At 72.3% G+C, this 14,780-nt stretch carries 13 protein-coding genes and 1 pseudogene; 10 read left to right on the top strand and 4 right to left on the bottom strand.

Annotation, left to right across the window (positions count from 1 at the left end):
• Window positions 1–4: 4 nt before the first annotated feature.
• Both efeU and LNW73_RS23600 read left to right on the top strand, forming a co-directional pair.
• A complete protein-coding gene (efeU, locus tag LNW73_RS23605) occupies window positions 5–967 on the top strand; it encodes an iron uptake transporter permease EfeU (protein ID WP_250991272.1) in 963 nt (320 codons plus the stop codon).
• Window positions 849–1,826 carry a hypothetical protein gene (locus LNW73_RS23600; protein WP_250991271.1) on the top strand — a complete coding sequence of 326 codons (978 nt, stop codon included), beginning with the start codon at window positions 849–851 and terminating at the stop codon, window positions 1,824–1,826. The genes efeU and LNW73_RS23600 overlap by 119 nt, the downstream gene beginning before the upstream one ends.
• A 39-nt stretch (window positions 1,827–1,865) precedes the next feature.
• Here the strand turns inward: LNW73_RS23600 and LNW73_RS23595 are convergent, their stop codons facing one another.
• Entirely contained in the window at window positions 1,866–2,576 is a 711-nt protein-coding gene (locus LNW73_RS23595; protein WP_250991270.1) for a bifunctional DNA primase/polymerase, read from the bottom strand.
• A 199-nt stretch (window positions 2,577–2,775) separates the two neighbouring features.
• On the opposite strand from LNW73_RS23595, the gene LNW73_RS23590 reads away from it, so the two are divergent.
• Window positions 2,776–3,429 (top strand): biliverdin-producing heme oxygenase, encoded by a 654-nt coding sequence (locus tag LNW73_RS23590; protein WP_250991269.1) that lies wholly within the window; start codon window positions 2,776–2,778, stop codon window positions 3,427–3,429.
• An 82-nt stretch (window positions 3,430–3,511) separates the two neighbouring features.
• On the opposite strand, the gene LNW73_RS23585 is transcribed toward LNW73_RS23590, so the two are convergent.
• Both LNW73_RS23585 and LNW73_RS23580 read right to left on the bottom strand, forming a co-directional pair.
• On the bottom strand, window positions 3,512–5,035 hold the full coding sequence (locus LNW73_RS23585) for an HtaA domain-containing protein (RefSeq protein WP_250991268.1): 1,524 nt from the start codon (window positions 5,033–5,035) through the stop codon (window positions 3,512–3,514).
• Window positions 5,036–5,122: 87 nt separating this feature from the next.
• On the bottom strand, window positions 5,123–6,580 hold the full coding sequence (locus LNW73_RS23580; protein WP_250991267.1) for an HtaA domain-containing protein: 1,458 nt from the start codon (window positions 6,578–6,580) through the stop codon (window positions 5,123–5,125).
• 104 nt (window positions 6,581–6,684) lie between these two features.
• Here LNW73_RS23580 and LNW73_RS23575 point away from each other — a divergent pair, with 104 nt between their 5' ends.
• The 6 genes and pseudogenes from LNW73_RS23575 to corA all read left to right on the top strand — a co-directional run bounded on the left by LNW73_RS23575 (window position 6,685) and on the right by corA (window position 11,939).
• A complete protein-coding gene (locus LNW73_RS23575; protein WP_250991266.1) occupies window positions 6,685–7,731 on the top strand; it encodes a heme/hemin ABC transporter substrate-binding protein in 1,047 nt (348 codons plus the stop codon).
• A complete protein-coding gene (locus LNW73_RS23570) occupies window positions 7,728–8,768 on the top strand; it encodes a FecCD family ABC transporter permease (protein WP_250975606.1) in 1,041 nt (346 codons plus the stop codon). The genes LNW73_RS23575 and LNW73_RS23570 overlap by 4 nt, the downstream gene beginning before the upstream one ends.
• The gene (locus LNW73_RS23565) at window positions 8,765–9,604 is read left to right on the top strand and encodes a heme ABC transporter ATP-binding protein (RefSeq protein ID WP_374118169.1); all 840 of its coding nucleotides are present in this window, start codon (window positions 8,765–8,767) and stop codon (window positions 9,602–9,604) included. Before LNW73_RS23570 ends, LNW73_RS23565 begins: the two co-directional genes overlap by 4 nt.
• A gap of 187 nt (window positions 9,605–9,791) precedes the next feature.
• Window positions 9,792–10,610, top strand: a complete 819-nt coding sequence (gene ddaH, locus LNW73_RS23560) for a dimethylargininase (RefSeq protein ID WP_374117235.1) — start codon at window positions 9,792–9,794, stop codon at window positions 10,608–10,610.
• A gap of 67 nt (window positions 10,611–10,677) precedes the next feature.
• A pseudogene (locus LNW73_RS36055) lies at window positions 10,678–10,791 on the top strand (NAD(P)-binding protein); the annotation flags it as partial.
• Between the two features lie 56 nt (window positions 10,792–10,847).
• On the top strand, window positions 10,848–11,939 hold the full coding sequence (gene corA / locus LNW73_RS23550; protein WP_250991265.1) for a magnesium/cobalt transporter CorA: 1,092 nt from the start codon (window positions 10,848–10,850) through the stop codon (window positions 11,937–11,939).
• Between the two features lie 10 nt (window positions 11,940–11,949).
• Here corA and LNW73_RS23545 read toward each other — a convergent pair whose 3' ends face one another.
• A complete protein-coding gene (locus LNW73_RS23545) occupies window positions 11,950–12,972 on the bottom strand; it encodes a small ribosomal subunit Rsm22 family protein (RefSeq protein ID WP_374118168.1) in 1,023 nt (340 codons plus the stop codon).
• Window positions 12,973–13,398: 426 nt separating this feature from the next.
• Between LNW73_RS23545 and LNW73_RS23540 the strand changes: the two genes are divergently transcribed.
• Window positions 13,399–14,772, top strand: coding sequence for a sugar transferase (locus LNW73_RS23540; RefSeq protein ID WP_250975609.1), 1,374 nt, complete (start codon window positions 13,399–13,401; stop codon window positions 14,770–14,772).
• The last annotated feature ends 8 nt before the right edge of the window (window positions 14,773–14,780 follow it).

The raw sequence follows: 14,780 nt of genomic DNA, 5'->3' as shown, positions 1-14,780 counted from the left end.
GGCGGTGATCGGTAACTATCTGATCGGGCTGCGCGAAGGGCTCGAAGCCAGCCTGGTCGTCTGCATCCTGATCGCGTACCTGGTGAAGTCCGGGCGCAGGGACACGCTGCTGCCGATGTGGGCCGGCGTGGCCGTGGCCATCGTCATCAGCGCCGCCTTCGGCGCGCTGCTGCAGTTCGGCTCCTCGTCGCTGGACTTCAAGGCGCAGGAGGCGCTCGGCGGTTCGCTGTCGATCCTCTCCGTCGGCCTGGTCACCTGGATGGTCTTCTGGATGCGGCGCACCGCGCGGCATCTCAAGCGCGAGCTGCACGGCAAGCTGGACGCCGCGCTCGCCATGGGGACCACCGCGATCGTCGCGACCGCGCTGCTGGCGGTCGGCCGCGAGGGCCTGGAGACCGCGCTGTTCGTCTGGGCCGCGGTGCAGGCCGCCGGTTCCGAGGACGGGTCGACGCAGCCGCTGATCGGTGTGGCGCTGGGCCTGGCCACCGCGGTGGTGCTCGGCTGGCTCTTCTACCGCGGCGCGCTGAAGATCAACCTGGCGAAGTTCTTCACCTGGACCGGCGCCATGCTGGTCGTGGTCGCGGCGGGCGTGCTCGCCTACGGCGTGCACGATCTGCAGGAGGCCGACTGGCTGCCCGGCCTCGGCTCGGTGGCCTTCGACATCAGTTCCACGATCCCCCAGGACAGCTGGTACGGCACCCTGTTGAAGGGCGTCCTCAACTTCCAGCCGGATCCGACCGTCGTCCAGGTCACGGTGTGGGCGCTGTATCTCGTACCGACGATGGCCTTCTTCCTCGCCCCCGGTAGGGTTGCGCCGACCGCAGCAGCCCCGAAGGAGCCGACGCCCAATGACCCGCCGCAGGTTGTCCCTGACAGCCGCAGTTCTGCTGCTCGTGCTGATGCCGGTGACGGGGTGCGTGACCGTGCACGGGGAGCAGGCGCTCGTGCCGGCGGTGACGAAGGCTGAGGCCGCCAAGGCCCTCGACCGTTTCACCCGGCTCAACAACGACGCCAAGCGGAGCTATGACCCGGCGACGCTGGCGAAGGCCGAGACCGGCGCGCTCGGCGCGATGGACCACGCGGGTCTGACGGCCCGGCACGCCAACCACCCGGAGGGCAATCCGGCGGCCGTGCCGCTCAAGCTCACCGACGCGCGCTTCCTGATACCGGAGCAGCGCGGCTGGCCCAAGTGGTTCGCCGCCGACACCGTCAGCAACGCCAGCGGCGACGCCCACTGGCTGCTGCTCTTCCAGCGGTCCGCCGTGAGCGAGCCGTGGAAGGCCTCGTACCTGGCGGTGATCGCCGCCGGCCGGATGCCGACGTTCGTTCTGGACCATGACGGGTACGCCGAGCCGGTGCCGCTGGACGGCTCGGGGCTGCTGGTCGAGCCCGGCCGGCTCAGCACCGCGTACACCTCGTATCTGCAGACCGGCACCGCGGCGACGCTGGCCTTCGCCGACGGCCCCCAGACCTCGCAGGTGCGCCAGCAGCGCCGCAAGGGCGCGAGCACCTCGGCCGCGGTCACCGAGTACGCCGATCAGCCGGTGGGCGCGGGCGAGTTCCCCCCGGTGGGGCTGCGGACCACGGACGGCGGGGCGCTGGTGTTCTTCGCCTCCCGCCACCAGTCGCGGCTGACCACGCCCGGCAAGCCGTTGAAGGTCGACGACCCGGACACCAAGGCACTGATGACCGGCACCCCGAAGAACTCGGTCACGCTGATCCGGGTGGCGGACCAGGCCGTCACGGTCCCGCCGGCGAACGACGCCCAGGGGAAGGTCGTCTTCCTGAGCCGTCTGCTGGGTCTGGTCTCCGCCAAGGGCGAGTGAACCGGTGGCCGGGTCAGGCGCGGAAGCGGACGCAGGCGGTCAGAGCCGCCAGCCCACCGTCTCGGGGACGTACTCGACCTGGGCGCAGGAGTCCATGAGGATCTCCAGGAGCGGCAGCGGGTCGGGGAGCGGGCGGTCGGGACCGCGGTCGGGCAGCCACGTCACGGCGCCGCCGGTGGGCAGCTTGGCGGGCGGCAGCAGGACGTAACTGCCGCGGCAGTGCCAGCGCAGACCGGGGTGCTCGTCGACGGTCTCGGGATGGCAGTCCAGCTCACAGGGCCACCACTCGTCCTCGTCGACGGGGGTGCCGCGGGTGGCGGTGAAGAACAGCAGGCGGTCGTCCCCGTAGGCGGCGACCGGACCGGCGTCCCCGTCCTCGGCCGCGAGCCGGTCCAGCGCGATCCTGCCCGCGTCGGCCGGCACGTCCAGGACGTCATGGCTGGCGCCGGTGGCGGAGATGAAGTTCGCGAGCGGCTGGGTGTGCAGCCAGTGGTCGATCTTCTGCGGATCCGTGGTGGCCTGGGTGTGCCAGGCGAACGAGACCGGGTGCATGCCCGGGGTGGGACAGCCCACGCGGTCGCACGAACATCCGTAGCCGGAGGGGTGCGCGGCCGGTGCGACGGGGAAGCCCGCGGCGGCCGCGGCGTTGATCAGTTCCTCGCGGGCCAGGGCGGGAGCAGATCCGGGATCGGTGTCCGAGCCTGCCGATCGGCGGCGCAGCCACTCGGACAACCTGCTCTTGCCTGCCATCGGGCTCCTTCCCTCGCCCCCGCGTCCATGGTCCACGGTACGCGGGTGGTGGGCATCATCCTGCCTCTTGTCCGGAATGAACGCACAGCCGGGGTGGAAGGACTGGAGTAGCGTGGTTCCCGACAGGCTGTCGGCATCCTCTTGACTTAGGTATACCTAACTTGCAAGGATTGCGGCACGCCCGAAGCAGGAGGTTCCCTTGACGCCGTCCCCGTTCTCCACCGTGATCCGCACCGCCAGCCACGATCAGCACACCGAGGCCGAGAACTCGACCTTCATGAGCGATCTGCTCGGCGGACGGCTCGGCGTGGACGCGTACGCCCGCTACACCGAGCAGTTGTGGTTCGTCTACCGGGCTCTGGAGGACGCGGCGCAGTCGCTGGCCGGAGACCCGGTCGCCGGCCCCTTCGTCCGTGCCGAACTGCTGCGCGTCGCGGAGCTGGAGCGCGACCTGGACCATCTGCTCGGCGCGGGCTGGCAGCGGCGCTCGGTCCCGCTGCCCGCCACGGCGGCGTACGCGGAGCGGGTCGCCGAGGTCGCCAGGACGTGGCCCGCGGGGTATGTCGCACATCACTACACCCGCTATCTGGGGGACCTGTCCGGCGGACAGGTGATCCGTGGCATCGCGGAGAAGACCTGGGGGTTCGAACGCAAGGGCGACGGCGTGCGGTTCTACGTCTTCGAGGGGATCGGCAACCCGGCCGCGTTCAAGCGCGAGTACCGCGAGCTGCTGGACGCCCTGGCCGTCGACGACCTGGAGAAGCAGCGCGTGGTGGACGAGTGCCGCAACGCCTTCGCCCTGAACAGCGCCGTCTTCACCGACCTCGGTGCCGCCTACCCGCTGAGCGCGTAGCACCCGCTGCGGTTCGACAGGACGCCTGCGGGACCCGGGAGACCGGGTCCCGCAGGCGTCTTCGCGTGCCGGGAGGGATGCGTCAGGAGGTGCGGCGGCGGGCCACGACGGCCGTCGCGCCGGCGCCCACCACGACGAGCAGTCCCGCAGCGCCGAGCAGGGCCGCCGACGGGGCGCCGGCGCCGGTGGCGGCGAGGGTGCCGCCCGTGGTGCCGGCGGTCGTGCCACCGGTGGTGGAACCGCCCGTGGTGCCACCCGTCGTGTCGCCGACGTTCACCGTGCCGCCCGTGCCGCCCGTGCCGCCGGTGGTTCCGGTGCCCGGCAGGCTCGCGTCCTTGTCGAGCGAGACGGCGACGGTGACGGGGTCGAGCGCGGCACCGGCCTGGTAGAAGCCGCCGAACGCCTTGGCGCCGTCGGCGGTGAGGGCCGCCTTCGCGGCAGAGACGGTGACGACCTTGCCGTCGGCCTTGGGCGCCACGGCGGAGAGCGTGGCGACGGTCAGGTCGTTGTACTGGCTGACCTTGCCCGTCTCGCGGTCCTTCGAGGAGACGTCGGCGGTCAGCGTGCCGGTGGCGCCCTTGACGGCCACCTTCACGTCGCTGAACTTCAGGTCGAGGCTGTAGGCGCCGTTCTCCTTGTGGCCCAGGAAGCGCACCGAGCCGGCGAAGCCCGCGTTGAGGGCCTTGGTGTCCGCGGTGTACGTGCCGCTGCCCTTCGGGAAGCGGTACGCGTCGGCACTCGCGGTGGCGCCGTCCGCCGTCTCGATCTTCCCGGCCGCGACCGGGCTGGTGACGTAGGAGCGGAAGGACGCCTTGACGCCCCAGTCCAGATTGCCGTCGACGACGTGCTGGACGGGGTCGGCGGCGTCGGTCGGCGTGGCGCCGGGCGTCGCCGGCGTCGTGACCGGCGGGGTGACCGGCGGCTTGGTGGGGGTGGTCGTCGGCGGGGTGGTGGGTGTGGTGGGCGGCGTCGCCTGGGGCTTGACGGTGAGGCTCGCGGCGTCGAGCTTGTCGCCCGCCTTGTACATGCCGTTGAACGCCTTGGAGCCGTCGGCCGTCAGCGCCGCCGGGATGCCGGCGAAGCTCATCGACCCGTCGGCGCCGCCGCCGGGACGGACCGCGGACAGGTCGAGCGAGGCGAACTTGACGTCATCGGCGGTCGCGCCCGCGGAGGTCACGTCGGCGGTGAGGGTGCCCGTCGTACCGACGGTGTCGATCTTCAGATCGGCGAGCTCGATGTCGAACCCGTGCAGCTTGGACGTGAAGCGCACGCTGCCGTCGAAGCCGACGGAGACGGCGTGGGTCGCCGTGTCGTAACTGCCCTTGGCCCCGCCGAAACGGAAGGTGCCGTCCGCGTTCTTCGTGGCGCCGCCGGCGGTCTCGATGGTGCCGGCCGCCATACCGGTGACGTAGTTCCGGAACGACTCCTTCACGCCCCAGTCGAGCGTGCCGCCGTCAAGGACGATCTTCGGTGCGCCCGGCGCGCCGGACGTGCCGTTGTCGGCGGCGAGCGCCGGAAGGCTCAGCGCGGTCGCGCCGACGGCGGTGGCCGCGGCTATCGCGAACGCGAGGGGGCGGCGGCTGCGGGGGCGGGGGTGGACGGTCATCGCGGGTGGTTCTCCTCGGAGGTGAAGGGTGAAAGGGGAAAGGGAGTTGTCGGGGACGTGCGGTGATGCGGTCGTGCGGTCGGGCAGTCAGGGGGCGGACGGAGTGTCCGGAGCGTCTGCGGCAGCGGGAGCGTCCATGGCGGCCGGGGCCGCTGTCGCGCGACGCCTGCGCCACACGAAGACGCCCGCGGCGGCGGCGACGAGGACGGCCGCGAGGACGGTCAACGGCAGGGCGGGGGCGCCCGATTCGGCGGCCGCGGCCTTCGGCTGCGGCGCCCGGGGTGCCGCGGCGGCCGAGGGGGCCGCCGTCGCGCCGGTGCCGAGGTCGGGCAGCGCGGGAAGGGCGGCCGAGCGGTCCAGCGCGACGGACACGGTGAGCGGGTCCATGTCGGTGCCGGCCGCGTAGAGCCCGTTGAACGCCTTGGCTCCCTCAGCCGTGAGCCTGGTCGGCACCTCGGTGAGGGCGACCAGCCCGTTCTTGGGGGCGAGGGTCGCGGCGGGGGCGTCGAAGGTGACGAACGGGGCGCCGTTGGCGAAGAGCGTGCCCTTGCCGCCGGCGATGGTGACGCGCACCGCGCCGAGGGCGAGGTCGAGTCCGTACTTCCCGCCCTGCTCCATGCCGAGGAAGCGCGCGGTGCCGGAGAAGGTCGCGTCCAGCGTGCCCTTGGCGCCGTCGTAGCTGCCCTTGCCCGCGCCGAAGCGGAAGAGCGCGCCGCCGTCCCTGGCGCCGCCGGACAGTTCCCAGCGGCCCTTGGCGATCGGCCCGGTGACGTATTCGCGGAAGGTGCGGCGCACGCCCCAGTCGACGGCGGCGTCGGTGATCGCCGGCTGTCCCGGCGCGGTCGCCGAGGACGTGGCGGTGGGAGTCGGGGTGGGCGTGACCGTGGGTGTCGCGGTCGGCTTCGCCGCGGCCGCGACGTCCGCCGACAGGCTCACCGGGTCCAGCGCGGTGCCCGCCGTGTAGTAGCCGGCGAACGCCTTCGCGCCCTGCGCGGTGAGCGTCGCGGGAACGGAGTTGAGCGCGACGGTGGCACCGCCGCCGCGCATGTCCACGCCGCCCAGCGCGAGGGCGGCCAGCGGGACCTGGGAGCTCGTGGTGACCTTGCCGGTCTCCTTGGACTTGCTGCTCATGTCCGCGTAGAGGGTGCCGCTGCCGCCGGAGATCCGGACGGTGGGGTGGCTGATGGTGAGGTCCAGCTGGTTGGAGCCGTCGGCCTGCCGGTGCCCGGTGAAGCGCACCCCGCCGGAGAATCCGGCGCTGAACGAACCCCGGTCACCGTCGTAGGAGCCCTGCGCCGAGTGGAACCGGAACTGGCTGCCGCCGACGGTGGCGGCGCCGCCGAGCAGGCTCCAACTGCCGTGCGCGATGGGGCCGGTGACATAGCTCTGGAACGAGGACTTGATCCCCCAGTCGAGCCGTCCGCCGGCCACCCGCCGGTCCGCCGCCTGTGCGGTCGTGACGGGCAGCAGCGCCGCGAGGAGCGCGGTCAGGAACGCCGTCAGGAGCGCGGCGGCGAGCACACGGGCTCGGCCGGATGACTGCATGGGGACCCCTCCATGGAGTAGAAACTGAGGTAAGGCTAACCTAAGCTATCGGCGAAGCGACGGGAACCCTCCCGTCCCGGGAACCGCACAAGGCAGGGTGAACAGTGCGAATTTGGCGGATCTCACGGCTGGCCGGGCCCCTGCTCCTGGCCGTCGCCCTCACGGCCTGCGGAGCGCAGTCGGGCACCGGCAGGCCCGCCGCGGCCGCCGGGGCACCGGCCCCGGCGGCCGACCGCGTCGAACCACTGGCCACCGTCCCGGTCCCGCGACTGCCCGCCACCGTGCGGTCGGTGGACGGCCGGTCGGTGACGGTCGGCAGCGCGGACCGGATCGTGCCGCTCACCGGCGGGCTCTCCGAGATCGTCTTCACCCTCGGCCTCGGGAAGAACGTCGTCGCCCGCGACATCACCGCCACGTTCGCCCAGGCCGCGAAGCTGCCGGTCATCACCCGCGCGCACGACGTCTCCGCCGAGGGCGTGCTGTCGCTGCACCCCACCGTCGTCCTCGCCGACACCTCCACCGGCCCGGCCGAAGCCGTCCAGCAGATCCGTGCCGCGGGCATCCCGCTGATCGTCTTCGGTACGGCCACCCGGCTCGGCGACGTCGGCCCGCGGATCGACGCGGTCGCTGCCGCACTGGGCGTCAAGGCGTCCGGGGACGAGCTGCGCCGGCGCACCGCCGACCGGATGGCCGCCGTCACCAGGACCGTTCCGGCGCCCGCCGGGGGCCGGAAGCTCAAGGTCGCCTTCCTCTACCTGCGGGGAACCGCCTCGGTCTACCTCCTGGGCGGGGCCGGCTCCGGTGCCGACTCGCTCATCGAGGCGGTGGGCGCGGTCGACGCGGGCAAGGACTCCGGGCTGGCGAAGGACTTCACCCCGATCACCAGCGAAGCCCTGGTCAAGGCCGCGCCGGACGTCATCCTCGTCATGACCAAGGGACTGGAGTCCGTCGGCGGCACCGACGGACTGGAGAAGGTCCCGGGCGTCGCCCAGACCCCGGCCGGAATGGACCGCAGGCTCATCGCGATCGACGACGGCACCCTGCTGAACTTCGGCCCCCGCACCGACCGGGTCCTGCGGCAACTCGCCGACGGCATCAAGGCGTCCGGGAGCACGGCGTCCGGAAGCACGGCGGCCGGGGCGCAGCGGTGAGTTCACGCGTCAACCGCGCCGCCACCGTCCTCAGCTGCGCCATGGCGGCCGTCCTGCTCGTGCTGTGCGTCGTCTCCGCCGGCACCGGCGCCTACGACATCCCCGCGGGCGACGTCATCGGCTCGGCCGCCCACCGGCTCGGCCTCGGCGGCGCGCGGCTCGACCGCGTCGCGGAGTCCGTGCTGTGGGACGTACGGCTCCCGCGCATCACCCTCGCCCTGCTCGTCGGCGCCTCCCTCGGCTGCGCGGGCGCCCTGATGCAGGGGGTGTTCGGCAACCCGCTGGCCGAACCCGGCGTCGTCGGGATCTCGTCCGGCGCGGCGGTCGGCGCGGTCGGCTCGATCGCGCTGGGGCTGAACTTCCTCGGCAACTGGACGATCACGGTGTGCGCCTTCGCCGCCGGGCTGCTGACGGTGCTGGTCGTCTACGGACTCTCCCGGTCGGGCGGCCGGACCGAAGTGGTCACCCTGGTCCTCACCGGCATCGCCGTGAACGCCTTCGCGGGCGCGCTGATCGGCCTGTTCATCTTCTTCGCCGACAACGCCCAGATCAGCCAGATCACCTTCTGGCAGCTCGGCTCGCTCGCCCAGTCCAGCTGGCCCAAGGTGCTCGCCGTGCTGCCCTGCGCACTGCTCGGGCTGGCCGTCGCCCCGTTCTTCTCCCGGCGGCTCGATCTGCTCGCGCTGGGCGAACGGCAGGCCCGGCACCTGGGTGTGGAGGTCGAGCGGATGCGGATCGTGCTCATCCTGGTCGTCGCGCTGCTCACGGCGGCCGCCGTGGCCGTGGCGGGGATCATCTCCTTCGTCGGGCTGGTCGTACCGCATCTGCTGCGGATGGCCGCAGGACCCGGCCATCGCTTCCTGGTGCCCGGCAGCGCCCTCGGCGGCGCGCTGGTACTGGTCGCCGCCGACCTCGCCGCCCGCACCCTCGCGGCCCCCGCGGAACTGCCGCTCGGCGTTCTGACCGCCCTCGTCGGCAGCCCGTTCTTCTTCTGGCTGCTGCGCCGTACCCGCAACCGACAGGGAGGCTGGGCGTGAACGGACCGCTCGTCAACAGGCTCTGGAGCCGCCGCGGCCGGACGCTGCCCGGCCGGCCGGGCCCCGGCGCCGTACTCGCCGGGACCCGCGCCCTGCGGGTACGGCTCGGCGAACGGCCGGTGCTGGACGGTGTGGACACCACCGTCCGGGCCGGCGAGGTGCTGGCGCTGGTCGGCCCGAACGGGGCGGGCAAGTCCACCCTGCTGGGCGCGCTCGCCGGGGATGTGCCGGCGGACTCCGGCGAGGTGCTGGTGGACGGCGCGCCGGTCGGTTCGTGGTCCGCGCCCGACCTCGCGCTGCGACGGGCGGTGCTGCCCCAATCGGCGCCGCTGGCCTTTCCGTTCCCCGTCGAGGACGTCGTACGGATGGGCCGCGCGCCCTGGGCCGGCACCGCGGCCGCCGATGAGGACGATCCGGCGGTGCGCGAGGCGATGGCGGCCACCGAGGTCACCGCGTTCGCCGGCCGGCCGTTCCCGGCGCTGTCCGGCGGCGAGCGGGCCCGGGTCGCGCTCGCCCGCGTCCTGGCACAGCGCGCGCCCCTGCTGCTGCTCGACGAACCCACCGCCGCCCTCGACCTGCACCACCAGGAACTGGTGCTGCGGATCTGCCGCGCCCAGGCCGACGGGGGCCGCGCCGTGGTCGTCGTGCTGCACGACCTGGGCCTGGCGGCCGCGCACGCCGACCGGATCGCGGTGCTGGCGGAGGGCCGGATCGCGGCCGACGGCGCTCCCGCCGACGTCCTGTCCGAGGAGTTGCTCAGCGCGGTGTACCGGCATCCGGTCGAGGTGTTCGCCCACCCCAGAACCGGCGAACCGCTCGTACTCCCCCGCCGCTGACGGCCGGGCGTGGGACAGGGCCGCCGTGATAGGCCGCCGTGTATGAAAACGATCGAGCGAACCACCCAAATGGTTCGATGCGTTTCGGCCGCCGAGGGTGGACGATTTGTGCGCGTACGTAACCCCCACGCGCGTACGCGACCCCCATCGGCGTTCCGCCGGAGCCTCAAACGACGAGGAGCCCGCATTGCGCACAGTCCGCACCGCCACACCCCGGCGGTACCTGATGTGCCCGCCCGAGCACTTCCGGGTGACCTACTCGATCAATCCGTGGATGGACCCGGCCAAGCCGGTCGACCCCGTACTCGCGCTCTTCCAGTGGGAGGAACTGCGGGACCGCTACCGCTCGCTGGGCCATACCGTCGAGGTCCTCGACCCGGTGGCCGACCTGCCCGACATGGTCTTCGCCGCCAACGGAGCCACCGTCGTGGACGGCCGGGTTCTCGGCGCCCGGTTCTTCAACGCGGAACGGACCGATGAGGCGCCGGCGCATCTGGCGTGGTTCCGCCGCAACGGTTACACCGAGGTGCGCGAGCCGCAGCACATCAACGAGGCCGAGGGCGACTTCGCCGTCACCTCGCAGTGGATCCTGGCCGGAATGGGCTTCCGCAGCAGCCCGCTCTCACACTCCGAGGCCCAGGAGTTCTTCGGCCGGCCCGTCATCGGGCTGGAACTGACCGACCCCCGCTATTACCACCTAGACACCGCGTTCGCCGTTCTCGACGACGCGGCGGGCGAGGTCATGTACTTCCCGGACGCCTTCTCACCCGGCAGCCGCAAGGTACTGGCCCGGCTCTTCCCCGACGCCCTGCTCGCGACGGCGGCGGACGCCGCCGCACTGGGGCTGAACGCCGTCAGCGACGGACGCCATGTGGTCCTGCCGCGCGGCGCCACCGGCCTGTTCGCACCGCTCCGCGAGCGCGGTTTCGAACCGGTCGCGGTCGATCTGTCGGAGCTCCACAAAGCGGGCGGCAGCGTGAAGTGCTGCACCCAGGAGCTGCGGTAGCTACCGTGCCTGCACATCCTCCACCACCGCATCGTCCCGCGTACCGAAGCGTTCCCCGTACGACGCCGTGATCGTCGGCGGCGGCCACAACGGTCTGGTGGCCGCCGCCTACCTGGCCCGCGCCGGCCGCAGCGTGCTGCTGCTGGAGCGGCTGACCGGCGGCGCGCGGCAGGGCGGACGGACGGGTCACCGGCCCCATCGGCGATACTTCCTCGGGTACGTACCGAGGAGGGCAGGATGACAGGTCGGCAGTGGCGCAGAAGCGGGAGCGGGGGCAGGTGGCACACCCTCGACGAGAGCGGCGGCGCGCTGCCCGCGCCCCGCAAGTGCACCGCGGACGTGATCGTGGACTGCGCGGTGTACGAGGACGGCAAGCGCTCCGCGACCCTGCCACCGCGTGAGGCGCTGGCGGCGGCCAGGGAGCGGCCGGGCGGTTTCGCCTGGATCGGGCTCTACCAGCCGGACGCCGAGCACCTCGTGGAGATCGCCGATGTGTTCGGCCTGCATCCGCTCGCCGTGGAGGACGCCGTCAAGGCGCACCAGCGGCCGAAGCTGGAGAGCTACGGCGACACGCTCTTCCTGGTGCTGAAGACGATCGTCTTCGTGGAGCACGAGAAGCTGACGGCGACCAGTGAGGTCGTCGACACCGGCGAGATCATGATGTTCCTGGGCAAGGACTTCGTCGTGGTCGTCCGGCACGGCAGCGCGCCGGGCCTGTCCCGGGTGCGCAGTTCCCTGGAGGCGCGGCCCGACCTGCTGGCGCAGGGTCCTGCGTCGGTGCTGCACGCGATCGCGGACCAGGTCGTCGACGACTACCTGGACGTCGCGGACCGGGTGGAGCTGGATGTGGACCAGCTGGAGTCCGATGTGTTCTCGGCCGGGCACGGCGACGACGCGGAGCGGATCTACCAGCTGAAGCGTGAGCTGATCGAGTTCAAGCGGGCCGTCCATCCGATGGCCCGGCCGCTGCAGCGCCTCGCGGAGGACCCGTACGCCGTCATCGGGCCCGAGGTGGGCCGGTATCTGCGGGACGTCGCCGACCATCTGTCCCATGTCCGGGAGCGGCTGGCGGGCTACACCGAGTTGGTGGACGGGCTGTTGTCGGCCAATCTCAGCCAGCTCGCCGTGCAGCAGAACACCGATATGCGGCGTATCAGCGCGGCCGCCGCGATCCTCGCGATCCCGACGATGATCGCCGGTTTCTACGGGATGAACTTCGAGCACATGCCGGAACTGAAGTGGACCTTCGGTTACCCGCTGATGGTCGGGGTGACGGCCGTGCTGTCCGCGGTGGTCTACCGGGCCTTCCGGCGCTACGGCTGGCTCTGAGCCGGCCGGCTCAGGAGTCCGTGGAGTCCGGGGAGTCCTCGGCGGGCGGCGGCCAGGGGTCGCCCGAGTCCGCGTCGCGGGCGGCGCGGTAGAGGTCGCCGTGCCGCTTCTTGGTGATGATGCTGCGGGAGAGTCCGTCGTCCCGGGTGCACAGGTCGAGCAGCACCTGGCCCTTGCGGATCTGCGGGTGCCGCACGACGCGCCCGGCGGCGGGCGCGGCCGGGAAGCGGGCGGCCGCGACGTAGCTGAACTTCTCGTCCTCGTACGGCAGTGAGCCGCCCTTGATCTGGCGGTGCAGCGAGGAGCGGTTCACCCGGGCCGCGAAGTGGCACCAGTCGGTGCCCTCTATCGGGCAGGTCCCGTTGTGCGGGCAGGGGGCGAGCACCGTGTACCCGGCGGCGAGCAGCTGGTCGCGCGCGGCGATGACCCGGGCGTAGCCGTCCGGGGTGCCGGGCTCGACGATCACCACGGCGCCCAGCGCCGCGCGGGCCGCCTCGGCGACGACGGAGACCTGGGCGGCGGCGTCCAGTTCACCGAGCACGTACGAGACGGTGACCAGGTCGGACTCGGGCAGCCGTACGGCGCCGCCCAGCGGGGCCCGGCGCCATTCGGTGTCCCGTACCGCCGCGGAGTCGGCGCCGGCGGCCAGTTCGCGGCCGAGGGTGAGGGCGGCGTCCGACCAGTCCAGGACGGTGCTGGTGTGGGTGTCCTGCCGCCAGGTGTCGGCGACCGCCCAGGTCGCCGCCCCGGTGCCGCCGCCCACGTCCAGATGGGTGGCCGGGGCCCAGGTGCCCGCCCGCGCCTGGAACTCCGCGAGCGCGGAGCGGACGGCGGCGTAGGTGGCGGGCATCCGGTACGCGGCGTACGCGGCGACGTCGGAGGCGTCCCGCAGGATCGGGGCGTCGGTCGGCGTCGCGCCTCGGTAGGCTGCGATCAGCCGGTCGACCGCCTGGGCCGCCCGGTTCGGCGGCAGACCGTCGAGCAGGCCGTTGAGCGCGGCGCGCAGGTCGTCGGGGGCTTGCAAGGTGGACACAAGCGACAACTGTAAGGGGCGCCGCCCCAGGCGCCGTCCCGGCCACCGGACGCTCACCCTCCGCATCCGGTCCAGTACCAGGACGGTACGTTCCGGGCGAGGTCACCCCCGGTTGTAACCATGAAGTGGACGCCCGCCATACTCCGTATGGCCATGTTGTGCAGCTGAGCTATTAACTTGGACACAACAACGGCTCGAATATACGTAAACCGCAGCGGATGACCACTCTTTTGGCCTAGCGTTCCGGTTTATCACGGCGCACTGCTGCTTGGGGAAGTAGCAACCGCGCCCACAGTTGGTCGCGATGTGCCAGGGGGGTCCATGCGGCGTGTCGAAGTACCCAATGGTCTGATCGAAGCCGAACCGAAACCCGTGCGGAGCAAGGCTCCGCGCGGACTCAGTGACAAACCGACGTGGTACCTGCCGGTGGCGCTAGCCGTCGACCTGGTGGGTATCGCACTGCCCGTGGCGCTCGTGTTCCAGGCGACGCGTCAACCGTACCCATGGGCATGCGCGGTGGTGGCCGCGGTGGCCTGGCTGTGCGTGCAGGCGGGCAGGCACCGCTATGCGGCGCGGTCCCTGGGCGAGTCCCGGGCCGCGTTGCCGGTCCTGTACGACTGGCTGATCCTGCTCGGAGTGCTGGCCGTCGCGCGTACCGCGGTCGGCGAGATCTCCGAGCCCCCGCTGGCGCTGCTCGGGCTCGCGCCCGGACTGCTGCTGACCGCTTCCTGCCGCAAGATGACGCACCGGCATCTCGCGGCGGCCCGCCGCGAGGCGCACGCGGTCCGCAAGGTCCTGGTGATCGGCGAGCCGAGCGCCGCGGACCATGTCGTAGGCCACCTGGCCGGACGCACCGACCACGCCTATGTGGTCGTCGGTGTCGTCCCGGTCGGGAACGCCAACCTCGAATGCGGCGCCCCGGTCAGTGCCCGGCTGGGCTCCGTGATGCCCAGCGCCCCGAGCGGCGACTCCGCGCTCGTGCTGGGCGCCGCCCGGGACCACCGCGCGGAACTCGTGCTGGTGGCACCGGGACCGCGGATGGCCGGAGAGCGGCTGAAACGTTTGTCCTGGGCGCTGCACGACGCGGGACTGCCGCTGGCGGTCCTGCCGGGACTGGTGGACGTGTCCATGCGCCGCGTCCAGCTCGCCGCGCCCGCCGGGCTGGCGATGCTCCACATCGCCCCGCCCACCCGGCGCGGGGTCCAGATCCAGCTCAAGTCGGCCATGGACCGGGCCGGCGCCGCCGCCGGTCTGCTGCTGCTGGCACCGCTGTTCGGTCTGATCGCCGCCGCCATCCGGCTCGGGTCACCCGGCCCGGCCTTCCACAAGCAGATCCGGCACGGCCAGAACTGCGCGCCTTTCACCATGTGGAAGTTCCGCACCATGGTCGTGGACGCCGAGGCCCGCAAGGCCGAACTGACGGCCGCCAACGAGAACGACGGCCTGATGTTCAAGATGCGCCGGGACCCCCGGGTCACCAGCGTCGGCCGGCTGCTGCGCCGCTGCTCGCTCGACGAACTGCCGCAGCTCGTCAATGTGCTGCGCGGTGAGATGTCACTGGTCGGGCCGCGCCCGCCGCTGCCGGAGGAGGTGGCCCGCTATGACGAGATCGAGCTGCGCCGCCTCGCCGTCAAACCGGGTATCACCGGACTCTGGCAGGTCAGCGGACGTTCCGACCTGTCCTGGGACGAGACGGTCGCACTCGACCTGCAGTACGTCGACAACTGGTCGTTCACCAGTGATGTCGACGTGATGGCCCGCACGCTCCGTGCTGTGGTCGACGGACGAGGAGCGTATTAGACCGGTGC

Source organism: Streptomyces sp. RKAG337 (genome assembly GCF_023701715.1).
Taxonomy (GTDB): domain Bacteria; phylum Actinomycetota; class Actinomycetes; order Streptomycetales; family Streptomycetaceae; genus Actinacidiphila.
This window is presented reverse-complemented; position numbering and strand designations above follow the sequence as displayed.